Source organism: Gilliamella sp. LMG 34361 (assembly GCF_984569075.1).
The window spans coordinates 1255551-1280892 of record NZ_OZ474903.1; the positions used below are offsets into that span (position 1 = coordinate 1255551).

At 34.8% G+C, this 25342-nt stretch carries 22 protein-coding genes; 12 read left to right on the forward strand and 10 right to left on the reverse strand.

What is annotated here, in order from left to right:
* Positions 1-108: 108 nt before the first annotated feature.
* A complete protein-coding gene (zipA, locus tag AC5LXI_RS06140) occupies positions 109-984 on the reverse strand; it encodes a cell division protein ZipA (protein WP_493444266.1) in 876 nt (291 codons plus the stop codon).
* A gap of 404 nt (positions 985-1388) precedes the next feature.
* On the opposite strand from zipA, the gene AC5LXI_RS06145 reads away from it, so the two are divergent.
* Positions 1389-2585 (forward strand): efflux RND transporter periplasmic adaptor subunit, encoded by a 1197-nt coding sequence (locus AC5LXI_RS06145; RefSeq protein WP_493443984.1) that lies wholly within the window; start codon positions 1389-1391, stop codon positions 2583-2585.
* Between the two features lie 19 nt (positions 2586-2604).
* Positions 2605-5814: an efflux RND transporter permease subunit gene (locus AC5LXI_RS06150; RefSeq protein WP_493443985.1), complete on the forward strand. Its 3210-nt coding sequence runs from the start codon at positions 2605-2607 to the stop codon at positions 5812-5814.
* 186 nt (positions 5815-6000) lie between these two features.
* Here the strand turns inward: AC5LXI_RS06150 and ruvC are convergent, their stop codons facing one another.
* Positions 6001-6489, reverse strand: a complete 489-nt coding sequence (ruvC, locus tag AC5LXI_RS06155; RefSeq protein ID WP_493443986.1) for a crossover junction endodeoxyribonuclease RuvC — start codon at positions 6487-6489, stop codon at positions 6001-6003.
* On the reverse strand, positions 6489-7232 hold the full coding sequence (locus tag AC5LXI_RS06160) for a YebC/PmpR family DNA-binding transcriptional regulator (RefSeq protein WP_493443987.1): 744 nt from the start codon (positions 7230-7232) through the stop codon (positions 6489-6491). The genes ruvC and AC5LXI_RS06160 overlap by 1 nt, the downstream gene beginning before the upstream one ends.
* 257 nt (positions 7233-7489) lie before the next feature.
* On the opposite strand from AC5LXI_RS06160, the gene rbsD reads away from it, so the two are divergent.
* The 6 genes from rbsD to AC5LXI_RS06190 are packed head-to-tail and all read left to right on the forward strand — an operon-like array spanning position 7490 to position 13277.
* A complete protein-coding gene (rbsD, locus tag AC5LXI_RS06165; RefSeq protein ID WP_493443988.1) occupies positions 7490-7909 on the forward strand; it encodes a D-ribose pyranase in 420 nt (139 codons plus the stop codon).
* Between the two features lie 27 nt (positions 7910-7936).
* Positions 7937-9439 carry a ribose ABC transporter ATP-binding protein RbsA gene (gene rbsA / locus AC5LXI_RS06170; RefSeq protein ID WP_493443989.1) on the forward strand — a complete coding sequence of 501 codons (1503 nt, stop codon included), beginning with the start codon at positions 7937-7939 and terminating at the stop codon, positions 9437-9439.
* Positions 9439-10389: a ribose ABC transporter permease gene (gene rbsC, locus AC5LXI_RS06175; protein WP_493443990.1), complete on the forward strand. Its 951-nt coding sequence runs from the start codon at positions 9439-9441 to the stop codon at positions 10387-10389. Before rbsA ends, rbsC begins: the two co-directional genes overlap by 1 nt.
* 32 nt (positions 10390-10421) lie before the next feature.
* Complete coding sequence (rbsB, locus tag AC5LXI_RS06180; RefSeq protein ID WP_493443991.1) at positions 10422-11297, forward strand: ribose ABC transporter substrate-binding protein RbsB; 876 nt, start codon at positions 10422-10424, stop codon at positions 11295-11297.
* Positions 11298-11345: 48 nt separating this feature from the next.
* Complete coding sequence (gene rbsK / locus AC5LXI_RS06185) at positions 11346-12266, forward strand: ribokinase (protein WP_493443992.1); 921 nt, start codon at positions 11346-11348, stop codon at positions 12264-12266.
* Between the two features lie 18 nt (positions 12267-12284).
* Entirely contained in the window at positions 12285-13277 is a 993-nt protein-coding gene (locus tag AC5LXI_RS06190) for a substrate-binding domain-containing protein (RefSeq protein ID WP_493443993.1), read from the forward strand.
* A gap of 88 nt (positions 13278-13365) precedes the next feature.
* On the opposite strand, the gene fis is transcribed toward AC5LXI_RS06190, so the two are convergent.
* From fis to AC5LXI_RS06215, 5 genes are read right to left on the reverse strand one after another with little or no spacing between them, the layout of a single operon-like run.
* The gene (gene fis / locus AC5LXI_RS06195; RefSeq protein ID WP_034883623.1) at positions 13366-13662 is read right to left on the reverse strand and encodes a DNA-binding transcriptional regulator Fis; all 297 of its coding nucleotides are present in this window, start codon (positions 13660-13662) and stop codon (positions 13366-13368) included.
* A gap of 16 nt (positions 13663-13678) precedes the next feature.
* Complete coding sequence (dusB, locus tag AC5LXI_RS06200) at positions 13679-14677, reverse strand: tRNA dihydrouridine synthase DusB (protein WP_493443994.1); 999 nt, start codon at positions 14675-14677, stop codon at positions 13679-13681.
* A gap of 36 nt (positions 14678-14713) precedes the next feature.
* On the reverse strand, positions 14714-15580 hold the full coding sequence (gene prmA / locus AC5LXI_RS06205; RefSeq protein WP_493443995.1) for a 50S ribosomal protein L11 methyltransferase: 867 nt from the start codon (positions 15578-15580) through the stop codon (positions 14714-14716).
* A complete protein-coding gene (gene panF / locus AC5LXI_RS06210; RefSeq protein WP_493443996.1) occupies positions 15555-17006 on the reverse strand; it encodes a sodium/pantothenate symporter in 1452 nt (483 codons plus the stop codon). The genes prmA and panF overlap by 26 nt, the downstream gene beginning before the upstream one ends.
* A gap of 11 nt (positions 17007-17017) precedes the next feature.
* Positions 17018-17245, reverse strand: coding sequence for a YhdT family protein (locus tag AC5LXI_RS06215; RefSeq protein ID WP_493443997.1), 228 nt, complete (start codon positions 17243-17245; stop codon positions 17018-17020).
* Positions 17246-17422: 177 nt separating this feature from the next.
* On the opposite strand from AC5LXI_RS06215, the gene ilvC reads away from it, so the two are divergent.
* Both ilvC and AC5LXI_RS06225 read left to right on the forward strand, forming a co-directional pair.
* Positions 17423-18901, forward strand: coding sequence for a ketol-acid reductoisomerase (gene ilvC, locus AC5LXI_RS06220; protein WP_493443998.1), 1479 nt, complete (start codon positions 17423-17425; stop codon positions 18899-18901).
* A gap of 292 nt (positions 18902-19193) precedes the next feature.
* Positions 19194-19775: a cell division protein ZapC gene (locus AC5LXI_RS06225; RefSeq protein ID WP_493443999.1), complete on the forward strand. Its 582-nt coding sequence runs from the start codon at positions 19194-19196 to the stop codon at positions 19773-19775.
* A 798-nt stretch (positions 19776-20573) separates the two neighbouring features.
* On the opposite strand, the gene AC5LXI_RS06230 is transcribed toward AC5LXI_RS06225, so the two are convergent.
* Positions 20574-21674 carry a YcbX family protein gene (locus AC5LXI_RS06230; protein ID WP_493444000.1) on the reverse strand — a complete coding sequence of 367 codons (1101 nt, stop codon included), beginning with the start codon at positions 21672-21674 and terminating at the stop codon, positions 20574-20576.
* A gap of 92 nt (positions 21675-21766) precedes the next feature.
* Complete coding sequence (locus AC5LXI_RS06235) at positions 21767-22507, reverse strand: GntR family transcriptional regulator (protein ID WP_493444001.1); 741 nt, start codon at positions 22505-22507, stop codon at positions 21767-21769.
* Positions 22508-22773: 266 nt separating this feature from the next.
* Between AC5LXI_RS06235 and AC5LXI_RS06240 the strand changes: the two genes are divergently transcribed.
* Both AC5LXI_RS06240 and AC5LXI_RS06245 read left to right on the forward strand, forming a co-directional pair.
* Entirely contained in the window at positions 22774-24225 is a 1452-nt protein-coding gene (locus AC5LXI_RS06240; RefSeq protein WP_493444002.1) for a PTS mannitol transporter subunit IIBC, read from the forward strand.
* 58 nt (positions 24226-24283) lie between these two features.
* Complete coding sequence (locus AC5LXI_RS06245; protein WP_493444003.1) at positions 24284-25309, forward strand: zinc-dependent alcohol dehydrogenase; 1026 nt, start codon at positions 24284-24286, stop codon at positions 25307-25309.
* Positions 25310-25342: the final 33 nt, after the last annotated feature.

A 25342-nucleotide genomic window follows, 5' to 3' on the forward strand; every position in this document is an offset into this window, starting at 1 on the left:
AGATTTTGTACAATAGGTATTGTTAAAATTGTTTATAAAACGGTATAAGCTTGCTATTCCACTAACTTTAATTAGTAGAATAGTCTTTAAAAAAAAGAGTTATTAGGATTAAATTTCGTTACAAGCTTTCTTAATACGTTCTTTATAGCTATCAATTTTTTGTGGTGTCATCATGTGGTGTTCATCATCTAGTACTACACCATGCACATCATCAGCAATACGTTGTGCAGTTTGCAACATAAGTTTGAAGTTTTGTTGGTTATTACCATGAGTAGGTGCCACCATGAATATTGATATACCCGGGGTGGTAAATTCGTGCATGGTTTCAGGATCTAAGTAACCCGGACTGATCATGTTTGCTAGGCTAAAAAGTATTGGGCCATTGCCCGCAGGGTCAACATGACGGTGAAAAATTTGCATATCACCAAATTGGAATCCTGATTGGATGATGCTAGCTAAAAGTACATCACCTTGTAATGATTTGCCATTTATACCGGTTACATTTAAAACAATGATTTCAGTTTGACTGTTTTCACTGATATCAAATTTTTGATTGCTTTGACCTTTCGATTCTGATGGCGTTGTTTTTGAAGCCTTTTTTTGCGGCTCATCAGCAAAAATATCGTCTTGTAAATTAATAATTGGCTCTTTAGCCACTTCATTGTCAATTTCTTTTCTATCTTCATGTAGAAATAGATCTTTTTGAAGAGGTAAATGCTGTTCTTCTTTATCTTCTTCAATGACAATAGCTTCAACCGGATTATTACTCTCTTCTTGCTTATTTTTAGGTTTAAGTAAAATCACATCATCTTCTACATTGTAGATGTTTTTATCTTGCTGAGTATTTAATGTTGATTTATTTTTTTTGCCTGACTTGAATAAAGCAGAACGTTCCTTTTTATTGATCCAAAGCCCATGAATCAATAATGCAATAATGACTAAGGATGCAACAACAATTAGAACAATACGTAAATTATCCATGATACCCATCTCAGAATTAAATTAAATATAGAGTTAAATATAGAATTAAATATAGATTTAAAGTATTCAATAATATAATTGAAAAAAAAAGGATTAATAAATACTAGAATTAAATTTCTTTACTTTTTATTTGCAAACTAAGTCTTATATACTTACTTATTACACTACTAAAAATCAATTTACATATATTACTTTATTTCTGCGAATAATCATAATTATCAATCTATTTTTTTTATGATTCTCGTTTTGACTCCGATAACTTAGCAATTTTTTAGAACTCTGTGCTATTAAGGTGTTAAGATACTTACAATCTATGCATATTTTTTGTAAAATCACCGATCACTTTGAATAATATTCGTTGTTTTTTATTAAAAAAAATAATTATTAAGTTACCGAGGTCTTTTTCTATGAGATTTAATAAGCTATTACTTACGCTACCAATGGCATTATCTGGTCTATTGTTGTTAACAAGTTGTGATAATAATCAATCACAAAATGGTAAAGACCAATTACCGAAGGTAACTGTTTTTAAGGTCAAGCCTTTAGATTACACATTAAAAATAAGTTTGCCAGGGCGGGTTGTTGCCTCACAAATAGCAGAAATAAGGCCACAAGTTAGTGGAATTATTTTGAATCGTGAATTTGAAGAAAGTTCAAATGTTAAAGCGGGCCAATCACTTTATCAGATCGATCCTGCTATTTATCAAGCTAATTATGATAGTGCGGTAGCGAGTGTAGCAAGCGCAAAAGCGAATGCTAATATTGCGCAACTTACATTAAAGCGTTATGCAGGTTTATTAAACACTAAATCCATCAGTCAACAAGAATACGATAAAGCAGCCGCCGATGCTAAACAAGCTGAGGCAAGCGTTTTAGTTGCTCAAGCAGCAGAACATACAGCTAAAGTTAACTTAGATTATACAAAGGTATATTCGCCAATTGATGGTTATATTGGTAAATCAAGCGTGACGGAAGGTGCATTAGTATCAGCAGGGCAAGCTGCGCCACTTGCTTTAGTTCAACAACTTGATCCGATTTATGTTGATATGACTGAAGCAGCTACACGCTATAACAAATACCTTCAAGATGAAAATATTATTTATGAACCCGCTAAAGGTGATAATGTTGAACTCTTTTTTAATGACGGTTCCAAATATGCGCTACCTGGTAGTATTAAGTTTTCTGATATGACGGTTAATGAGACTACGGGTACTGTGACGTTACGTTCTCAATTTTCAAATAGTGAAGGTAAAATTTTACCGGGTATGTTTGTTAAACCTCAAATGACATTAGGTACGATTAAAAATGCGGTGTTAGTTCCGCAACAAGGCATTACTAGTAACCAAAAAGGTCAATATACAGCTAAAATTTTAAAATCAGATGGTACAGTTGAATATCGTCAAGATATTAAAGTTTATACGGGCGTAAGTGGTTATTGGGTTGTTACCAGTGGTATTGATATTGGCGAACAAGTGATTACTACAGGTTTACTTAATTTAACCGCAGTAGAAAGGGGGCAACAAGTGAAGGCGGAAGTGGTTGATAAGCCAGCTACTCTTTCTCAAGAGCAATTAGACAATATTATCAAAAGCAGCGTGAAATAAAACAGGGGTAGGTTTAATTATGGCTAAGTTTTTTATTGATAGACCTGTTTTTGCATGGGTAATTGCTATCATGATGATGCTGGGGGGAGCTTTATGTATTAAGCTACTTGCCGTAGAACAGTATCCTGATATAGCACCGCCTGCTGTGACTGTTTCTGCTGTTTACCCAGGTGCTGATGCGCAAACCATTGAAAACACTGTTACGCAATTAATTGAGCAAAACTTAACAGGTTTAGATAATTTGATTTATATGAAGTCAACCAGTAGTGCTCAGGGTGTGGTACAAACAACATTGACTTTTGCACCGGGTACAAGCCCAGATTTTGCTCAAGTACAAGTATTAAATAAAGTCGAAAGTATCAAATCACGTCTACCTGAAAGTGTGCAAAAAAATGGTGTGTCGGTTGCTAAAAATAATACCAACTTCCTAAAAGTTATTGGTTTCTATTCTACCAATCCTCAAAAAACACAAGCAGATATTGCTGATTTTATTTATTCAACGGTACAAGATCAGATACGACGTGTACAAGGGGTAGGTGATACTCAGTTATTTGGTTCTGAATATGCAATGCGTATTTGGTTAGATCCAAACAAACTTAATTATTTTAATCTATCTATTGAAGAAATTATTGCTGCCATTCAGGCACAAAATGCGCAGGTAACTGCTGGGCAACTTGGTGCTTTACCAGCAACTGAAGGACAAGAGCTTAATGCAACCATTACAGCTCAATCACGGTTAAAAACACCTGAGCAATTTCAGAATATTTTAGTTCGAGTTAACACAGATGGTTCAAACATCTTATTAAAAGATGTCGCCAAGGTTGAAATTGGCGCGGCTGATTATAACTTTCTTTCACGTTATGACGGTAAACCATCAGCTGGTTTAGGTATTTATTTGGCGACAGGGGCAAACCAACTTGATACATCAGCAAAAGTTGACCAAAAAATTCAAGAGTTATCACAGATTTTTCCTGAGGATATCAAATTTGCCTATCCTTATGATACAACTCCGTTCGTTAAATTATCGATTAATAACGTGGTACATACTTTAATTGAAGCAATCATTTTGGTTGTTATTGTTATGTATGTATTTTTACAAAATCTACGCTCTACACTTATTCCAACCATTACCGTACCAGTAGTATTGTTAGGAACGTTTGCGGTTTTATATATCTGTGGATTTACCATTAATACGCTATCAATGTTTGCAATGGTACTTGCTATCGGTCTTCTGGTCGATGATGCCATTGTAGTAATTGAGAACGTTGAACGTATTATGCATGATGAAGGGTTATCCCCGTATGATGCAACCGTTAAATCGATGGAACAAATCACTTCTGCATTAGTTGGTATTGCCGTAGTGCTTTCAGCGGTATTTGTACCAATGGCATTTTATGGCGGTGCAGCAGGGGGGATTTATCGTCAATTTTCAATCACAATTGTAACGTCGATGGGTTTATCCGTATTGATGGCAATTGTGTTAACGCCGGCACTTTGTGCGCAAATTTTAAAAGCACCATCGAAAAATAAGATCAAGAAAACTACAATTGGTGAAAAGTTAGAAAGTGTACCACCATTTAGTTGGCTTTCAGCTGGGACTAAGTGGTTCTTTAATAAGTTTAATAACTTATATAACAAAAGTTTGCATGCCTATGAAAAAGGTGTGATTAAATTTATTCGTTATCCAGTTATTTCATTTGTTTGCTATGTCTTGATTGTTGTTGGCTTAATCTTTGGCTTTAATCGCTTACCGACTGGTTTCTTACCAAATGAAGATCAGGGGGTATTGATTGTAATGGTTGAGTTACCTCCCGGCGCGACATTAGAACAAACCATGGGTGTATTGAACAAAACCTCCCAATTTTATATGAATGAAAAAGCTGATTCAGTGAAGGAGATCTTCACTGTTGCTGGTTTCAGTATGGTTGGTCGTGGACAAAACATGGGGCTTGGCTTTATTCGATTAAAAGATTGGGATGAACGTAAACGCCCAGATCAAAAAGTTGATGCATTAGTTGGTAGTGGTTGGGGATTTGCTTCAACTATCACTGAAGGTCGTGTCATTATTACCAATGTGCCAGCAGTACCGTCACTTGGTATGGCTAATGGTTTCTCTTATATGTTAAAAGATACCGCTGGTCTTGGACATGATGCCTTAATGGGAGCTTTTTTCCAACTATTGGGCCAAGCTGCACAAAATCCTAGCTTACAACAAGTTCGCCCAGGTAGTATGTTAGATGTTCCACAATATAAGATTAATGTGGATTTCGAAACTGCTCAAGCACTTGGTGTTGCAGTAAGTAGTGTTAATACTGTACTTTCAACCGCATTAGGTTCAGCTTATATCGATGACTTTGTTTATAACAACCGTGTTAAAAAGGTCTATTTACAATCTGATGCAGCTTATCGAATGTTACCTGATGATTTTAGTTTCTGGCATGTAAAAAATCAAAAAGGTGAAATGGTTCCTTATGATGCATTCGCTACCACGACGAAAAGTTATGGTTCACCATCATTAGTTCGTTATGATGGTGTAGCAGCGATGGGTATCAGTGGTTCAGCGGCACCTGGTATGAGTTCTGGTCAAGCTATGGCAATAATGGAAGAACTCTCTAAAAACTTACCAAAAGGATTCTCGTATGACTGGACAGATATTTCTTATCAAGAACGTCAAACAGGTTCGCAGACAACAACACTTTATATTATCTCCCTTATCGTTGTGTTCTTGTCATTAGCTGCATTATATGAAAGCTGGACTGTACCTATTTCGATCTTGTTTGTGATCCCGTTAGGTATTATTGGTACCGTATATGCAACTATGTTTAGAGGTCTTGATAACGATATTTACTTTATCGTTGGTCTATTAACCACGATGGGGCTATCGGCTAAGAATGCAATTTTGATCGTAGAATTTGCTAAAGATGCACTAGAAAAAGAAGGTAAATCATTAATTGATGCAACATTAGAAGCTTGTCGTTTACGTTTACGTCCAATCTTAATGACATCATTCGCCTTTATTCTAGGTGTGTATCCACTAGCGACAAGTAGTGGTGCAGGTTCTGTAAGTCAAAATGCGGTAGGTACTGGTGTAATCGGCGGTATGTTAACTGCAACATTCTTGGCAATATTTTATGTTCCATTATTTTTCTTGTTTATAACTAAATTATTTACTAAACATAAAAATAAAGTAGTATTGCCAACTAACTACACTGGCAAAACTGAAAAATAGTCGATGAATTGTTAATTGATATGAATTAAAAGCACCAATAATCTTGGTGCTTTTTTTTATGTAATTTTTAATAGAGTATTGTAGTGATAACTTAGTTTATACTTAGTTAAATTTTGAGTTGAGGAACGGGGTTTTTAAACTATATAAACAAGGTATAAAGAGATTATATTTCGATTATATTGGAATTTATCGACTTGATTTGATCAATTGTTGACTCACATGGGCATGCGTAATTGCTATGGCTAACGCATCAGCCGCATCTGCTTGTGGACTAGCAGGTAGTTTGAGTAATAACTTAACCATGTGTTGAACTTGCTTTTTGTCAGCTGCGCCTGTTCCAACTACACTTTGCTTTACTAAGCGCGCTGCATATTCAAAAACCGGTAAATCGTTATTTACCGCAGCCACAATAGCTGAACCACGTGCTTGACCTAATTTTAGTGCTGAATCGGCATTACGAGCCATAAAGACTTGTTCAATAGCAAACATATCGGGTTGAAATTGAAGAATGATTTCGCTAACGCCAGCATAGACACGTTTCAAACGCGTTGGCAAGTCATCGACTACAGTGCGAATACAACCACTGCCAAGATAGGTGAGTTGTCGTCCCGTTTGACGAATTACGCCGTAACCTGTCAAACGAGAGCCTGGGTCAATACCCAGAATAATAGTCATTAAAGTGCTGCTGCAACTTCGTCTGACACTTCTGCGTTATGATAAACTTCTTGAACATCATCACAATCTTCAAGCATATCAATAAGACGTAGTAGTTTTGGTGCAGACTCAATATCCAAATCGACTTTAGTTGCTGGAATCATTGAAACTTCTGCTGATTCAGCGGTTAAACCTGCCGCATCTAGTGCATCTTTAACTTCACCAAATGATTCTGGTGTTGTAAACACATCAATAGCGCCATCATCATAAGTCACAACATCATCAGCACCAGCTTCAAGAGCTGCATCCATGACTTGGTCTTCGTCAGTTCCAGTAGGATATGAGATCACCCCTTTTTTGGTGAATAAATAAGAAACTGAACCATCAGTACCTAGGTTTCCACCAGTTTTAGTAAAAGCGTGGCGAACTTCTGATACTGTACGGTTACGATTATCACTTAAGCATTCTACCATTACCGCAGTACCAGCTGGACCATAACCTTCATAGATGATAGTTTCCATGTTAGTATCATCTTCACCACCAACACCACGAGCAATTGCTCTGTTCATGGTATCTCGAGTCATGTTGTTAGATAATGCTTTGTCCATAGCAGCACGTAGACGAGGGTTAGACGCTGGATCGCCACCACCAAGTTTTGCTGCGGTTACAAGTTCGCGAATAATTTTGGTAAAGATTTTACCGCGCTTAGCATCTTGAGCTGCTTTGCGATGTTTGGTATTGGCCCATTTACTATGACCTGCCATAAAATTCTCCAGATTAAATAATTTAAAAATCGAGCTATTTTAACAAACTTTTAGCTAAAGTTCATTATCAATCTCTTTATTCCTTTTTTGTTGTTAATAATAAGGTTTTTATTATGATAATTTCAATAAACACTAATTAAGTTGATCGAGATCACAAGTTTATATTTTATCCATTGCAACAAATATATTTTCAATAGATTATATCGTTATCGAAACGTTTCGATGAAAAATTTCGTTATTATTCTGAGGATCAAATTATGTATAAAAGTAGGTTGTTCAACTCTGAAATAATTCAAATTTTATCCAAAATGGGACATACCGATCAAATCGCTATAGGTGATGCTGGTTTGCCAATCCCTGAAAATGTTAAAAGAATAGATCTGGCGCTTACTTTTGGTTTGCCATCATTTTTACAAGTTTTTGAATCTGTATCTGAATCTATGCAAATTGAAAAAGTCATTTTGGCCAAAGAGATCTTTGAGTATAATCCTGAAATACACAAAAAAATATTAGAACAAATTCAACAAATAGAGAAATTTCAAAAAAATAAAATTGATATCACCTATATCACTCATGAAATGCTAAAAATTCAAACCAACAAATGTAAAGCGGTAATTAGAACCGGTGAATGTTCACCATACGCGAATATTGTTCTACAGTCTGGTGTAATTTTTTAAAAATTAATTTAAAACAATGAGATGGTTATGAGCGATACTTTATTACAGCTTACTAATATACATAAATCCTTTCCTGGTGTTAAAGCACTTTCAGGGGCTAATCTGACTGTTAAAGCTGGTCAAGTGATGGCCTTGATTGGCGAAAATGGTGCGGGTAAATCGACGTTAATGAAGGTACTCACTGGGATATATAAGAAAGATGCTGGTGAAATTATTTATCTTGGCAATAAAGTTAATTTTAATGGGCCAAAATCTTCACAAATGGCGGGTATTGGCATTATTCATCAAGAATTGAATTTAATTCCGCAATTAACTATCGCTGAAAATATATTTTTAGGTCGGGAATTTAGTAATAAATTTGGCTGTATAAATTGGAAAAAGACTTATGCTGAAGCTGATAAATTATTAGCACAACTACATTTGGATTATAACAGTCGAAGATTGATTAGTGATTTGTCGATAGGTGAGCAGCAAATGGTCGAAATTGCCAAAGTACTTAGCTTTAACTCTAAAGTTATCATTATGGATGAACCAACCGATGCCCTTACCGATACCGAAACTGCCTCGTTATTTGAAGTCATTAACAAACTTAAAAAACAAAACTGTGGCATTGTCTATATTTCTCATCGTTTAAAAGAGATCTTTGAAATTTGCGATGAAGTAACGGTATTACGTGATGGTCAATTTGTCGGTGAAAAGAAAATTTCGGAACTAAGTGAAGATAGTTTAATCGAAATGATGGTAGGTCGTAAGCTTGACGAACAATATCCGCGCATAGAGATGGAACGAGGAAATGTCACTTTACAGGTTAATAACCTTATGGGTAATGGCGTAAACGATATTAGTTTTTCCCTTCATGCAGGTGAAATATTAGGTATCTCTGGCCTAATGGGCGCAGGAAGAACCGAACTGATGAAGATGATTTATGGAGCAAATCCCGCTAAATCAGGAACTATAATTTTAAATGGTAAACCGATTAAAACGCGTTCGCCAAAAGATGGATTAAAAAGCGGCATTGTTTATATCTCTGAAGATCGTAAAAGAGATGGATTAATTTTAGGTATGTCGGTTAAAGATAATATGACACTCAATGCACTTGGTTATTTTGTTAATCAATTTAACTATTTGAAATTAAAAGATGAACGAAAAGAAGTTGATGACTTTGTTAGATTATTCAATATTAAAACCCCAACAATTAATCAAACAATAGGCTTATTATCTGGTGGTAATCAGCAAAAAGTCGCTATAGCTAAAGGATTAATGACTCGTCCAAGCGTATTAATTCTTGATGAACCGACCCGGGGTGTTGATGTCGGTGCTAAGAAAGAGATTTATCAACTCATCAATCAATTTAAACAACAAGGATTAAGTGTCATCTTGGTATCATCGGACATGCCCGAAGTTCTTGGCATGAGTGATCGCATTTTGGTTATTTATGAGGGAAGAGTAACCGGAGATTTTACTATTAATGAAGCAACACAAGAAAAACTTATGGCTGCTGCCGTAGGAAAAAATACAGGAGAAATCTAATGCTGCAAAACAAAACGCTCAAACATGTATTAGTTGAGCAAAAGTCATTAATAACATTACTTGTATTAATCTTAATCGTTTCATGTTTAAGTGATAACTTCTTTACGTTAAATAACATTTTCAATATTTTGCAGCAAACTTCAATCAATGCAATTATCGCAGTTGGAATGACCTTAGTGATTTTGACTTCTGGTATAGATCTGGCTGTTGGCTCAATATTTGCATTAGCAGGAGCAATTACGGCATCGATGATTGGCGCGGATATTTCACCGTTTATTGCTATATGCGCTGCTTTAATTTTAAGTGCATTATTAGGTGCTTTTTCAGGTGTCATTATTGCGAAAGGTAAGCTTCAAGCTTTTATTGCAACATTAGTAATGATGTTAATCCTACGTGGTGCAACACAGGTATATACCAAAGGAAGTCCAATTTCTACAGGAACTAACGATAATTCGGAAATGTTTGAATGGATCGCATTTGGTCGAGTATTCGGTATTCCTGTGCCAATTATTATTATGATTATTGTGTTTGCCGCGGCTTGGTATTTGTTGAAATATACGCGTTTAGGTCGATATATTTATGCACTTGGTGGTAATGAATCAGCAACACAACTATCAGGTATCAATGTCGATAAGGTTAAAATTATTGTTTATGCGATGAGTGGTTTACTGTGTGCAGTTGCAAGTACAATTGAAGTTTCAAGATTGTCCTCAGCTCAGCCCACAGCTGGAACAGGTTATGAGATGGATGCAATTGCTGCTGTTGTTCTTGGTGGCACGAGCATGTCAGGTGGGCGCGGTAAAATTATCGGAACCCTTATTGGTGCATTAATTCTAGGTTTTTTGAATAATGGTTTAAATATGTTAGGGGTCGATGCTTATTATCAAATGATTGTCAAAGGTGGAGTTATATTACTTGCGGTTTTAGTTGATAAAAAAACTAATAAGTAATTTTTTCAATAAAAAGTAACTAGGAGAAGGTTATGAGATTAAATAAGTACATTGTTATATTAATAAGTTTTTTATTTGTGTTTCAAGCTTCGGCAAAAGAGAATATTGCTTTAGTAATATCAACTCTAAACAATCCATTTTTTGTTACTTTAAAAGAAGGGGCCGTAAAAAAAGCTAATGAACTCGGTTACGATTTAGTAGTGTTAGATTCACAAAATAATCCTGCCAAAGAATTGGCAAATGTTGAAGATACAATTGTTAAAGGTACTAAGATTATTTTAATTAATCCTACGGATTCAGAAGCTGTTGGTAACGCTGTTTTAGCAGCTAACAAAGCAAATATTCCTGTTATAACACTTGACCGTGGTTCTGTTAAAGGTGAGGTAGTTAGCCACATTGCATCGGATAATGTCGCTGGTGGTAAAATGGCAGGTGATTTCATTGTTAGTAAGCTAGGAAATCAAGCTAAAGTTATTCAATTACAAGGAATTATCGGTACTTCAGCTTCACGTGAAAGAGGTGAGGGATTTAATAAATCACAACAAGAAAATAATTTTACTATTTTAACTGCACAACCTGCCGATTTTGATAGAGCTAAAGGTATGAATGTTATGCAAAACCTATTGACTGCTTATCCTGCTGTTCAGGCTGTTTTTGCTGAAAATGATGAAATGGCATTAGGTGCAATGCGAGCGATTCAAACGTCTGGTCGTACTGACGTTATCGTTGTTGGGTTTGATGGCACCGATGATGGTATTAAATCTGTGGAACGTGGTAAATTAGCCGCAACCGTTGCTCAACAACCCGATAAAATTGGTGCAATTGGGATTGAAATTGCTGATAAAGTCATAAAAGGTGAAAAAGTCAGTACTAATATCCCTGTAGAGTTAAAATTAATTAGCAAATAGATTATTTTAGGACGCATAAAGCGTCCTATTTAATTAGGAATTAAATAAATGAAACGCAAAAAATTGATTGTATTAGGTAGTGTTAATGTTGATCATATTTTAACTGTTCCAATGTTCCCTAAACCCGGTGAAACATTATCAGGATCTAGCTATAAAATTTCTTTTGGTGGTAAGGGCGCAAATCAGGCTGTTGCAGCTGGTCGATTAGGCGCGAATATTCAGTTTATTGCAGCTGTAGGAAATGATGAACTAGGTAAAAAAATTAAACAGCAGCTTAAAAATGATAATATTAATACCTGTTCAGTAACTTGTATTGATGGTCAAAATACTGGAGTAGCTTTGATTTTAGTTAATGCTCAAGGTGAAAACCAAATTGCTATTCATGCTGGAGCAAATGCCCAAGTTACGTCAGAGTATTTACTTAAATTTAAAGACGATATTATCAATGCAGATGCCATTTTAATGCAACTTGAAACACCTTTGGCAACAATTGAGCAAGCTGCAAAATTAGCTAAACAAAATAATACTCTGGTAATATTAAATCCAGCACCCGCTCAAAAATTATCAGATGATCTACTTAAACATATTGATATTATTACTCCTAATGAAACTGAAGCTGAGTACCTAACTGGTATTAAAGTCTTAACTGAAAAAGATGCTGAGCAAGCGGCGATGATGTTGCATAAAAAGGGTATCGAAACCGTTATTATTACTTTAGGGAGCAAAGGTGCATGGGTAAGTTCTTCGCAGCGAGGTTCAATCATCGCTGGGTTTAAAGTTAAAGCCATCGATACTATTGGCGCTGGTGATACCTTTAATGGCATGCTTGTTACCGCATTATTAGAAGGTAAAACATTGGAACAAGCGGTTAAATATGCCCATGCAGCTGGAGCATTGTCGGTCACTAAATCGGGAGCTCAAACTGCAGTACCGTTTAGAAATGAAGTAGACGCGTTTGTTAATCAATAAATTGAAGGTAGATTTAACTTGGCAACTATGAAGGATATCGCTAATTTTGCGAAGGTATCAACATCAACGGTATCGCATGTTATTAATAATGATCGTTATGTTAGTCCTACGGTTCGTGAAAAAGTGGAATTAGCTATTGAACAACTAAATTATACGCCATCAGCAATTGCTCGGAGTTTGAAAAGTAATAGAACATTTACTATTGGTATGATAGTAACAACGAGTAATAATCCTTTTTTTTCTGAAGTTGTACTCGGCGTTGAACGTAGCTGCTATGAACTTGGTTATAATTTAATATTGTGCCATACCGAAGGGGACCATCAACGAATGTTAGATAATATAGAACATTTATTACAAAAACGTGTTGATGGTTTACTAGCAATGTGTACTGAAACTCAGTCAATTCCACAACAAATTTTCGCTAAGTACCCTAAACTTGCCATGGTCATGATGGACTGGACACCATTTAGTGGTATATGTGACACCATAAAGGATAATTCTTTGTATGGGGCGACCTTAGCGACAAATTATCTGATCGAACAAAATTATAAAAGGATTGCTTGTATTACTGGACCATCAAACAATACACAAGCTCAATTACGTTTACAAGGCTATAGAAATGCTTTGCAAGCGGCTAATATAGCTATTCTTGCTGGTTATGAAGCACATGGAGATTTTCAGTTTTCATCAGGGGGTGTTGCCATGCAGCAATTATTAGACTTACCTATACCTCCACAAGCGGTATTTTGTTTTAATGATGCCATGGCGATTGGTGCTTATCAGAGGTTATATCAAAATGGCCTTGAAGCAGGGAAGGATATAGCTATTATTGGTTATGATGATATTGAAATCGCGCAATACATGACGCCTTCGTTAACAACTATTCATCAACCTAAGGAAGAATTAGGACAACTAGCGGTTAAAACGTTATTAAATCGTATTCAAAATCCAACAGAGTTACCGCATATGCTAACGTTGACTCCTACATTAGTTAAACGATTTTCAGCTTAAATCAATTTAATAAAAAGGTAAAAAAGCGCCCTCTTAAAACTAAAATTGGCGCTTTGAAATTATACAGAAATATAGTTTTAGGCTAAGACTAACTCATTCCATATTGTTTTAATTTTTTGCGAAGAGTACCACGGTTGATACCAAGCATATTTGCTGCTCGAGTTTGATTGCCGCGAGTATATTGCATAACCATATCAAGGAATGGGTGTTCAACTTCAGCTAACACTAATTCGTATAGATCTGTCGGATCTTCACCATTTAATTGTGATAAATAGTTTTTTAAAGCTTGCTTTACTGAATCTCGCAAAGGCTTTTGTGTTATTTGGTCTTGAGAGTTTACAGTTGTAAATTTAAGTGCTGCAGCTGTAACGCGTTGTTCTGACATAGTATTTTTAACTCTTTTATTTGTTTCTAATTTGACTAAAAAATGCTTTTAGTGTTTTTACTTGCTCACTTGTATTGCTAAGTACACTAAATAAGCGCCTGAATTGATCACTATCAGCATAATTCTTGGTATACCAATTTACATGCTTTCTGGCAATCCGTAATCCTTTATATTCTCCATAAAATTGATAAAGATCTTCAAGGTGGGTTAACACTATTTGTTCGACTTCATCAACTGTTTTATTTTTTTTTAACTGTCCGTGTGCTAAATAGAATGCAATTTCTTCAAATATCCAAGGTCGCCCTTGTGCCGCTCGGCCGATCATTATACCATCAGCTTGCGTATATTTGAAAACATCTTTTGCTTGTTCTGGGGTACAAATATCACCATTGGCAATAACAGGAATAGTTACCTTTTCCTTCACTGCTTTAATGGAATCATATTCGACTTTTCCATTGAATAAGCATGCACGACTTCGCCCATGAATAGTAATAGCCTTTATGCCACAATCCTGCGCAATTTGTGCGATTTCAATGCAATTTCTATTATTTTTATCCCATCCAGTCCGAGTTTTTAGTGTTACTGGCACATCAACTGAACCAACAACTTTTTGCAAAATAGTTTTTATCAAATCTGGATACTGCATTAATGCAGAACCAGCTAATTTTTTATTCACTTTTTTAGCAGGGCATCCCATATTAATATCAATTAATTGAGCACCATGTTTAACATTAAATTCAGCTGCTCTAGCCATTTCATCTGGATCTGAGCCAACAATTTGAACTGCACGTATACCAACATCATTAGTTGAAATCATTCTTAACGTTGATTTATCTGTATGCCATACATCACAATTCGCTAAAAACATTTCAGAAACAGTCATGCCTGCGCCGAAGCGATGACATAAATTTCTAAATGGCTTATCGCTTATTCCTGCCATCGGCGCAGCAATTAAATTGTTTTTTAATGTAACTTTGCCGATGCTAAGCAAATTAAGGTCGGCTATATTACGCATTTTTCCTCGAAGTTAAAAGGGGGTAATGTTAAATTTTTATTTTTTTTTACCAGTGATCCGGCACCACTCTTCTTGTTCAATAACAGGATCAAGTTCAAATTGAGCTTGATATGCTTTGCATACACTTTGAGATTGATTAGCTAAAATACCAGATAATCCTAATTTTCCGTCAGTTTTAACTAATTTACTAATCTGAGGAGCAAGATCCTTTAAAGGGCCGGCTAATATGTTAGCGACTACAACATCAGCTTGTAAATTATCAGGAAGATCTTTTGCTAAATATAATTCAATTTTCTCACTAACATTATTTCGTTCAGCATTGTCGAGGCTTGCTTGGATCGCTTGAGGATCAATGTCGATGCCAATTACTCGCATAGCCCCTAATTTTAATGCTGCGATGGCTAAAATACCTGAACCACAACCATAGTCAATAACAATCTTATTGTTTAGATCAAGGCCATCGAGCCATGTTAAGCATAACGCTGTAGTAGGGTGCGTTCCAGTTCCAAATGCTAGGCCTGGATCTAACATCACGTTGACCGCATTAGGATCCGGAATGTCTCGCCAACTAGGACATATCCACAATCTTTTACCAAATTGCATTGGATGAAAGTTATCCATCCATTCTCTTTCCCAATCTTTATCCTCTAACTGTTCTATTTTATGAGAATATTGATCAAGATGTAATATTGCTTTTAATTCATCAACATCTATTTGAGCATCATAAAGCCCTACAACGTCAGTATTTCCCCAAAGTTTGGTTTCACCCGGCAGAGGTTCAAACACAGGGGTGTCATAAGTGTCTTGAAAAGTGACCGATACCGCACCTGATTCTTCTAGCTGTTCGCTGATTTGTTCGGCTAAATCATTGGTCGTGTTAATTCTGAGTTGAATCCAAGGCATAGTTTTTTCCTGTTTGGCCAAATAGATTGGCAATGATAAATACAACTAATCCGATCAGTAAAGACGGTATGATTGGATGCAAAGAATAGATTTTAATGTTATAAATTGCAAGAGTTGTATAACTTATTGCCCCAGTAAACATTGAACAAAGTGCTCCTGTAGCATTCGCTTTTTTCCAATATAACCCTAGTACTAATGGCCATAAAAATACTGCTTCAAGCCCACCAAATGCTAATAGGTTAAGCCATATAATCATTTCGGGTGGCTTCCATGCGGCTAAAATTAATAATCCACCGAAGAAATAGGTAATGGTAACCGATAATCGCGTTAGCATTTTATCGCTAAATTTGCTATTTGGTCTCATCGTTAGGAATAGATCTTTAATAATAACGGATGATACTTGGAGTAATTGGGCATTGATCGTTGACATTATTGCTGAGAGAGGTGCAGCCAAAAAGATCCCAGCAGCTAAAGGCGGCATAACTTTTATAATTAATGTCGGTACAATTTGATCTGGAATAGTTAAATCGCTGACTATGGCGCGGCCAAGCGCACCAGATAAATGCATGGTCAACATAATGATTGTCACAACTGCAGTTCCAATAAAAATCCCTTGGTGCACGGCTTTACTGTCTTTATACGCCATACAACGAACAGCTGTATGTGGTAAACCAACAACGCCAAAGCAGACTAAAACCCAGAATGAAGCCATAAAGGGGAAGTCCATAAAGTTGTTAGGACCTTGTGGTGTCAATAAGGCCGGATCAATTGTATATAAACGATCAATTATATTTGTAATCCCGCCACCAGCGTAAATAATGGCAACTAAAAGTAAAATAGCGCCTATAATCATAACTAAGCCTTGGAAGGCATCATTTAAAATACTAGCTCGAAATCCACCAAAAGCCGTATATATAACAGTACCAAATCCAAAGATAATCAATCCATCGTCATAGGGAATACCGACAGACGACTCTAATAAACGGGCTCCACCTACAAATTGTACTGTCATCGCACCGATAAAAGCAGTAATTAGAGCAATACTTGCAAACCATACAATCATTTTACTTTTATAGTGAGAATAGAGCATATCACTTAGCGTAATAGCATTATATTTACGCGCTAAAATAGCGAATTTTTTTCCTAAAATACCAAGTGAAAGTAGTACAGTAGGAACTTGGATCATGGATAAAAGCACCCAACCGAGGCCATATTTATAAGCGGCACCCGGCCCGCCAATAAATGAACTGGCACTAATATAAGTCGCAGCTAAAGTCATCGCCAATAAAAAACCGCCCATGGTACGATTACCAATAAAATAGTCAGTAAATTGGTTTACTTTTTTTCTTTTTGTATATGCATAAATCGATAACGCAAATACAAACATAAGATAAATAATAAGCGGAAGAATAATATCTAGTTGCACGTTTTAGAGACCTATTCTAATGGAATATTTTTGAATTGTTTTTTTACCACAATATAACATAACAAGATAAAACCAAACGGCACCATTATACATGAGAGTTCAAACCATAATGGTAAACCCATAAATCCAGTTTGATCTTTTACGGTATAAGCACTGATTACCCATGCAGCGAAGTAGATGAGAGTGAGTAATAATGATAGCTTTGCTTCTTTATTAGCCTGCTTGTAACGAGTATCCATATTAAATAAATGGTTAATTAATTTGGGGTGGCTTAGAGTAAAAGAAAGTGTTTAACTTAGCAAGTATATTGCAATTTATGCAATATAGTATTTTATATATATCAATTTTCGCAATTATAATTTTACGTTATAGTGCTAAAAACTTGATTATTTATAATTCAACTCATGGAGAGAATAATGTCCAACTATTTTAATACACTAAATTTACGCGAAAAATTAGAACAGCTAGGCCAGTGTCGTTTTATGGCGCGTGATGAATTTGCATCAGAAGCTAATTTTTTAAAAGGCAAAAAAATTGTCATCGTAGGTTGTGGTGCTCAAGGCCTTAACCAAGGGTTAAATATGCGTGATTCTGGTTTAGATATTGCTTACGCACTACGTAAAGAAGCTATTGTAGAAAAAAGAGCATCATGGAAAAAAGCTACTGAAAACGGTTTTAAAGTAGGGACTTATGAAGAATTAATTCCTACCGCTGATTTGGTTATCAACCTTACACCTGATAAACAACATTCTGCTGTAGTACAAGCTGTACAACCATTAATGAAAAAAGGTGCGGCATTAGGTTATTCACATGGTTTTAATATCGTTGAAGTTGGTGAAAAAATCCGTCCAGATATTACTGTTGTTATGGTTGCGCCAAAATGCCCAGGAACAGAAGTTCGTGAAGAATATAAACGTGGATTTGGTGTACCAACTTTGATTGCCGTCCATCCTGAAAATGATCCTAAAGGTGAAGGTTTAGCTATCGCTAAAGCATGGGCAGCTGCAACAGGTGGTCATCGAGCTGGCGTTTTACAATCTTCTTTTGTTGCTGAAGTTAAATCTGATCTTATGGGTGAACAAACAATACTATGTGGTATGTTACAAACCGGATCATTACTTTGCTTTGATAAACTTGTTGCTGATGGCGTTGATCCTGCATATGCATGTAAACTATTACAATTCGGTTGGGAAACGATCACTGAAGCATTAAAACAAGGTGGTATTACTCTAATGATGGATCGTTTATCAAATCCAGCTAAATTACGCGCTAACGCATTAGCGAAGGAATTGAAAGTGATCATGACCGATCTTTATCGTAAACATATGGATGATATCATTTCTGGCGAATTTTCATCAACTATGATGAAAGATTGGGCTAACGACGATGTTAATTTATTAAAATGGCGTAAAGAGACAGGGGAGACAGCATTCGAAAAAGCGGCTGAATATCAAGGTAAAATCGACGAACAAGCTTATTTTGATCAAGGTGTTGTTATGGTAGCAATGGTTAAAGCTGGTGTTGAACTTGCCTTTGAAACTATGCTTGAATCTGGCATTCTACCTGAATCAGCTTATTATGAATCATTACATGAGTTACCACTTATTGCAAATACCATTGCTCGTAAACGTTTGTATGAAATGAACGTGGTTATTTCTGATACTGCTGAATATGGTAACTATTTATTTGCTAATGCTGCTGTACCATTATTAAAAGAGAAATTTATGCCAATGTTACAAGCAGGTGATTTAGGCAAAGCAATCCCTGAAGGAAGTGTTGATAATGCGCAATTACGTGATGTTAATGAAGCTATTCGTCATCATCCAATTGAGATCGTTGGACGCAAACTTCGGAGTTATATGACTGATATGAAAAGAATCAATGTTGCAAGTTAATTGATCATAGGTTGTGAAAAAGGTGCTAATAGGCACCTTTTTTATGCCTAAAAATACCTTACCAACAAGCTTCATGATTATTAAATATTACATCGAAATTTGAATAGTATCTAAAAGGATTTGCGATTAAAAAATTGTCTATTTTAGAACAATCGAAATCGGCATAAATTCCCGTAAAATCTTTAAAAATTAAATAATTAAAATATAGTTATATTAACCTTTATTTATTTTGTATATTATTTATGATATATTTTATTTAATTTTAATTACAATTTGTAAGGATAAAATATCAATGAAAATGGCTTTTCGACCAGCTGATAGCTGGCGTTGGTATTTTGATGATGAATATGATAGCTTAATGCTTGAAATTTCACCAGAAATGTTATTTCGTTGTAATTATGCAAGCAAAATATTAATACCAGATGTATTTAATGAGTTTTCGTTCTCTGTGGATGACGCAACGGCTTACTATCTATTTTTTGAAAGTTGTCAATCTTTAGCTTTGAGTGACTGGCAAAAAATTGAATTATCAATTAATGCAATTGTAGCTTCAAATTTTTTAAAACCACAAATGCCTAAGAGCTGGTATTTTACTCAGCAACCTATGCTTTATAATCCAAAAGTTGCTGATATTGTGGAAGTGAACTTACAAGAAACAGGACAAAGAGTTTATTTATTGGTAGTAGAAGCTGGTGAAAACGCCTCGCTTTGCATTGTTGCCCAACCAACATTCGTTGCTATGAACAAAACCTTCTATTTTTCAGAAGCGATTAAAGTGATGAATGATAGATTAGCGTTAGCTAAACAATTTATAAAAACAGAAAAAAAGATGACTTTAGATGATAAACATACAGAATTAAAGGCTATTTCTTAATATTTATTTAAATTTAATCAGAAAAGAACTTGAAAAAATGCCGTATTACTCGTTTGATTTAAGATGTCAAATCCACAATTAATACAGTTAGCAGCCATGTTTTATCTTAACAATCAAATCGTAATTTCTAGAATAGGTATTGTTTAATGAGCTTAAAACTAGAAAAGGTTTTGTTGATGATGAGCCATCTAATATTCACTTTTTCAGCATTATATTAGCCTACCATCGGTTATTAAACTTAAGTTTTCGATTATAAAATTTGACAATAAAATGGCTGATTCAAATTGAAAATATGCATTTACCATAATGAATACTATTCAAATTAATAAGAGTTACCAGTAGTGTAATATCGTAAATCTCCGCTGTTATTAATTGTGTTGTTTTTTTACGCTTCTTTTACCGCATTTGTTATCCCATTAGCTCATCAATCGTTTAATCAGCGGCTTGAAAAGAGTATAGCTATATGGCTTTTACTCATTTTTGACAACCTGTTTTATAACTCATTAGTTTTTTAATCAAAATTTATTTTGATGGTATAGACTCCTCAATTATTTTCACAAAAAATTGAATAAACTTAACTCAGTTTTGAATACAATTTAGAATTAGCATGAATAAAAACAAAAAAGTGTTGATTTGAGGCGCGATATAAAAAGCCAATAATCCGCTTAAATAGTTTTTTATAAATCAAAAGCGTTCAATATGTAAAAAATTGAACGAATCATAGATATCTCACAAATTCATAATTCCAAAACTGAAAAAAGTTTTAATTTTTAAAGTTAATGAAGTTATTTTAATTGTTTATTTTGCCAATTCGATAGTGATATCACCTTTTGGGATACAACTACAGGTAAGAATATGTCTATCTTGACTAACCGCTGATTGAGTTAATGGTGTTACATTGCCTTTTTTTAATAACACCGCACAACGGCCACATACGCCAGCCCGACAGGAATTAGGAAGTGAGATATGATGTTGTTCAAGCTGTTCTAAAATCGTTTTCTGATTATTGCCGACGATTTCTTTATCTTCGAATGTAATTGTACAAGGTTGATAGCCTTTTATTGTTTCTTTAGGAAAGTTCGTTAAGTAATTTTTAGCTGGTTGGCGTTCAAGTACCTCAATTTTATCTCCAATAGACACATTGCCATGATTTCGAGCAATCATATTCATACCAAAATCGATTTTACCATCTAGATCAGACCTAAAATAACCTAAAGTTCTTAACGGTTCATTATTGGGTAATGCTATGGCTGAGTTGACATTGAATGTGGTTAATACACAACGAGTACAAGGTTTAATAATATCAAAAATAACGTTGCCTATTTTGATGGATTTCCAGCCATCTTCAGCAAAAGGAAGCGCACCCTCAATAATAATATTGCCACGGAATTGTTGAATATCTAATTTTTCTGGACATCGCTGTTCAAGGTAATTGAATGAAGCTAGATTTAATAATAAATAAGGATAACCATCTGCAAAGCTAACTGGTACATTAGGATGGCGTTTAGTTCTTCGATTCAGTTGTTTACCGATCCATCGTAGTTGTACGTCTTTTTGCAAAAATTGGCTAAAAAATTGATTAACTTTAATTGGTGCAATATGTGACGTAAAGTGATTTCCCCAAACTTCGGTTGCTTCGTTACTCAATGAGAACTCATCAAGATTAATCATTATTGATTCATTAATAGGTAACGAAACCTGAATTTGATTATCAATTATTGCTGTTTTGAGTTTTAAAAGGTCTGGATATTGCCTTGCTGTAATAAATGTTCCATCAGGTTCACTTATCATTAAAATACGGTCATATTCAAAACCACCATCAATACTCTTGGCATGCATCAAAGCAATTCCCTGCATTGATTTAATTGGGTAGATTAGGAGTTGTTTAACGGCAATCATATAGGCAAATATTGAATGAGTTTGACAAAATTATATATTTAATTATTCATAATTTATATATTTAAGCGTAACAAATTCACTAATGGGCAACGTTATAATCGTCGCTCAATAATATTTTGTATAGGATGGTATTCTGCTTTTATAAAAGAAGTATTATGTTCACAAGGGGTATCATCCTCAAGATAAGTGACTTCTTCAAGTTTTAGTAGTGCCTTGTTTTTTAATATCTTTAATGACTCTTCAATCTTTTCATCATCGACATTTACTGCCATAATGTTTTGGATGCGTTTTTTTACTTTTTTGCCAGTGATCTCTTCAATATAACCAAATTTTGATATCTCTAATTGACTAAATTCAAACTGATTAAATAAATGAGTCGGTATTAACGTAAATTCGATTGATACTGGAATATTATCAAAGAACATTAATCTAACAATTTTATAAACGAAATCTCTTCGCTTTAATTTAAGTAAATTGGCCACCTCTTCACTCGGAACAGGCACTATACTTGCTGAAAGTACTTTTCTATATCCTTTATAACCTTGTTTTTTAGCTTGATAATCGAAATGAGAAATAACATTAAATTTACCCGTTAAATTAATGTTTCGTTCGAATGAACCAACATGTAATCCCGAGTTTCTTACGCGGTAAACTAATCCTTCTTCTAATAAATGTCTTGTAGCTTCCCTGACGGTAGTACGAGTTACATCTAAAATCTTGGCAATATTAACTTCGGTATCAATTTTTTCACCGGTAGATAGGTTATTTTCTTCTATTAGTTTAGTAATGTAATTGATAACTTTTAATTGTTTAGTTGTTATGTTGCCACTCATTTTAATTCCTCAATTTTCTTCTTACACACCATTTTCATTCAAATAACCACAGATAGCAATATGTTGACTTTAAATTAAACATCATAGTAAGTTTGTTAAAAATATGTATATTCATAAAAAACTTATAAATTAAAGTGTGATTAACTTAACATTTTGAATATAAATATATATACATTATTTTTTAATAAAATATCATTTGTTTTTGTATTTATATGACTAGTCATATTTAATATGTGTATGTATTTTAAATTATAAGGAATTTTACTATGGATAAGAAAATATCATTTAGAGCTAAAATTCAAAGTTTTGGTGGATTTCTCACGGCTATGGTTATACCAAATATTGGCGCTTTCATGGCTTGGGGATTTATTACCGCTCTTTTTATTCCAGCTGGTTGGTTGCCCAACGAACAACTAGGCAGTTTAGTTAGCCCTATGATTACTTATATGTTACCCATGCTGGTAGGTTATACGGGTGGTGACATGGTTGGCGGAAAACGCGGCGCAATAATTGGTACTGTCGGTACCATGGGGATTGTAGTCGGTTCAGATATACCTATGTTATTAGGCGCAATGGCAATGGGACCTTTGGGCGGCTATTGCAGTAAGCAGCTTGATAAATTATTAGAAAATCGTTTACCTAATGGCTTTGAGAACATCATTCAGAATTTTGCATTAGGTTTTTTAGGAATGGGATTAGCTATTTTAGGCTATTACCTTATTGGCCCATTCATGTTATCTATCACCAATATTATTGCCGCAGCAATAGATGGATTATTGCAAACTGGCTACTTAGCTTCTCTCGCCTTACTAATTGAACCGACTAGGGTACTTTTCCTCAATAATGCTATTGATCAGGCAATATTTTATCAGTTAGGAATGAAAGATGCTTTAGTTAACGGATCATCAGTTTACTTTATGGTATTTGCAAGCCCTGGTCCAGGATTAGGTCTACTATTAGCTTTCTGTTTTTTTGGTAAAGGTATGAGTAAAAAATCTGCACCAGCAGCTACTATTATTCATTTCTTTGGTGGCATTCATGAAATGTATTTCCCATACGTTTATATGCGTCCACTGATGATTTTCCCGCTTATGCTGGGTTCAGCGGCAGGGATAATTGTTTTTTCACTTATGAATGCTGGATTAGTTGCAGGTGCGACACCAGGATCAATTTTTGCTTTTTTAGCACTCACACCGCCTGGCAAACACCTAGCAACAATATGTGGTATAGCTGCTGCGGCGATAGTTTCATTTATCGGCTGTAGTTTGTTACTTAAAATTAGTCCCATCACTGAAAAAGACGAAGATTTTTCTAATTCAAAACAAGAGGTCATTGATACTAAATTGGAAGGTAGCAACAAAGCTTATTTAAAAGCTAAAGCTGACATTCAATTATCAAAGCAATCTTATGGACAAGAACTTGATCTAAAAAATATTAAATTCATTGCTTTTGCTTGTGATGCCGGTGCTGGCTCAAGCGCTCTAGGTGCATCAAGATTTAAAAAACTACTTAAAGAAAATGGTGTTGATAAAGACATTATTGTTAAGCATTTTTCTATCGAAAATGTACCACAAGAAGCTGATCTTGTTGTTATTCAAGAACGTTTAGTTGAAAGAGCAAATAATAAGGTAAAGCAACCAATAATAAGCATTAAAAATTACATTGGTGATCCTAAATTAGACGAATTAATCAGCAAGATAAAAGAAGCGCTATCTTAATATTGCACGGTTTAATTGAAATAAGAATTTTATAACTTTCTTAACAAAGAGACAAAACATGAAAGCAGTAAAAATAACTGATATAAAAAAAACAGACATCATTGAACTTCCTGAACCTTCACTTAATGATGGGAACGCTGTCGTTAAAATTGAATATGGTGGTATCTGTGGTTCAGATACTCATTTCTATCTGGGAATGCACCCTTCATTGAAGCCGCCAACAAACTTTATTCAAGGTCATGAGGCGGTTGGAGTTATTACCAAAGTAAGCCCTAATAGTAAAGGATTTTCAATGGGTGATCATGTGGCAATTAATCCACTTTTTGGCTGTGGGGAATGTGTTAACTGTGTTAATGGACATCCTAATATCTGTCGTGTAAATCGCCGAGTAATGGGATTTAGATTAGATGGAACCTTAGCTCAATACATAACTATAGATCTTGATCATTTAGTCAAATTAGACAATAACATCGATCTTAAAATAGCCGCAACATTTGAACCTTTAGCGGTTGGTTACCATGCAGTTAAACTTCTAGAAAATATAAATTTAAATAATTATCCGGTCATCATTACTGGTGGTGGCACAATTGGTGTAGTGACTGGCTTGGTTTTAAAACATGTTCATAATCTAAAACCAATTATCATTGAAACAAATCAGACCCGAATTAAATTACTTAATGAACTTGGTTTCTCGGTAAAAAATAGTATCAGTGAAGTCGATATTTTAAATTCAAAAATTAGACCAATCATTTTTGAATGCTCAGGGGTTCGAAATGTTCTTGATGAAATTATTGAATCACAAAGAAAACCAGAATATTTAGTGCTAATTGCGCAATATGCTAAAGGAAATAGCGTAAATCTTCATGGATTACAATCATCAGAAATAACGATTATTTCCAGTCATATGTATACACCGCAAGACCTTATTAATACGGCAAAATTATTAAGTCGAAAAGAAATTCAAACCGACTTATCCCAAATTATTTATGAAAAAGTATTTCCATTAGAAGATGCCGATAAAGCCTTTCAACAGGCTATATCGGGAAATCTTGATGGCAAACTTAAAGTGCTTATCAAATGTTGAGCTTGATTATCGAATAAAACAAGTGAGGAAATA

Bases quoted from the DNA above. Each gene is read 5' to 3' on its own strand.
- AC5LXI_RS06160 (WP_493443987.1), bottom strand. From the start codon at position 7,232: ATGGCAGGTCATAGTAAATGGGCCAATACCAAACATCGCAAAGCAGCT.
- AC5LXI_RS06235 (WP_493444001.1), bottom strand. From the start codon at position 22,507: ATGAGTGGCAACATAACAACTAAACAATTAAAAGTTATCAATTACATT.
- AC5LXI_RS06230 (WP_493444000.1), bottom strand. From the start codon at position 21,674: ATGATTGCCGTTAAACAACTCCTAATCTACCCAATTAAATCAATGCAG.
- prmA (WP_493443995.1), bottom strand. From the start codon at position 15,580: ATGCCTTGGATTCAACTCAGAATTAACACGACCAATGATTTAGCCGAA.
- rbsB (WP_493443991.1), top strand. From the start codon at position 10,422: ATGAGATTAAATAAGTACATTGTTATATTAATAAGTTTTTTATTTGTG.
- dusB (WP_493443994.1), bottom strand. From the start codon at position 14,677: ATGCGTAATATAGCCGACCTTAATTTGCTTAGCATCGGCAAAGTTACA.
- AC5LXI_RS06245 (WP_493444003.1), top strand. From the start codon at position 24,284: ATGAAAGCAGTAAAAATAACTGATATAAAAAAAACAGACATCATTGAA.
- ilvC (WP_493443998.1), top strand. From the start codon at position 17,423: ATGTCCAACTATTTTAATACACTAAATTTACGCGAAAAATTAGAACAG.
- rbsK (WP_493443992.1), top strand. From the start codon at position 11,346: ATGAAACGCAAAAAATTGATTGTATTAGGTAGTGTTAATGTTGATCAT.
- rbsD (WP_493443988.1), top strand. From the start codon at position 7,490: ATGTATAAAAGTAGGTTGTTCAACTCTGAAATAATTCAAATTTTATCC.
- AC5LXI_RS06150 (WP_493443985.1), top strand. From the start codon at position 2,605: ATGGCTAAGTTTTTTATTGATAGACCTGTTTTTGCATGGGTAATTGCT.
- AC5LXI_RS06215 (WP_493443997.1), bottom strand. From the start codon at position 17,245: ATGGATACTCGTTACAAGCAGGCTAATAAAGAAGCAAAGCTATCATTA.
- ruvC (WP_493443986.1), bottom strand. From the start codon at position 6,489: ATGACTATTATTCTGGGTATTGACCCAGGCTCTCGTTTGACAGGTTAC.
- fis (WP_034883623.1), bottom strand. From the start codon at position 13,662: ATGTCAGAACAACGCGTTACAGCTGCAGCACTTAAATTTACAACTGTA.
- rbsC (WP_493443990.1), top strand. From the start codon at position 9,439: ATGCTGCAAAACAAAACGCTCAAACATGTATTAGTTGAGCAAAAGTCA.
- rbsA (WP_493443989.1), top strand. From the start codon at position 7,937: ATGAGCGATACTTTATTACAGCTTACTAATATACATAAATCCTTTCCT.
- AC5LXI_RS06240 (WP_493444002.1), top strand. From the start codon at position 22,774: ATGGATAAGAAAATATCATTTAGAGCTAAAATTCAAAGTTTTGGTGGA.
- AC5LXI_RS06225 (WP_493443999.1), top strand. From the start codon at position 19,194: ATGAAAATGGCTTTTCGACCAGCTGATAGCTGGCGTTGGTATTTTGAT.
- AC5LXI_RS06145 (WP_493443984.1), top strand. From the start codon at position 1,389: ATGAGATTTAATAAGCTATTACTTACGCTACCAATGGCATTATCTGGT.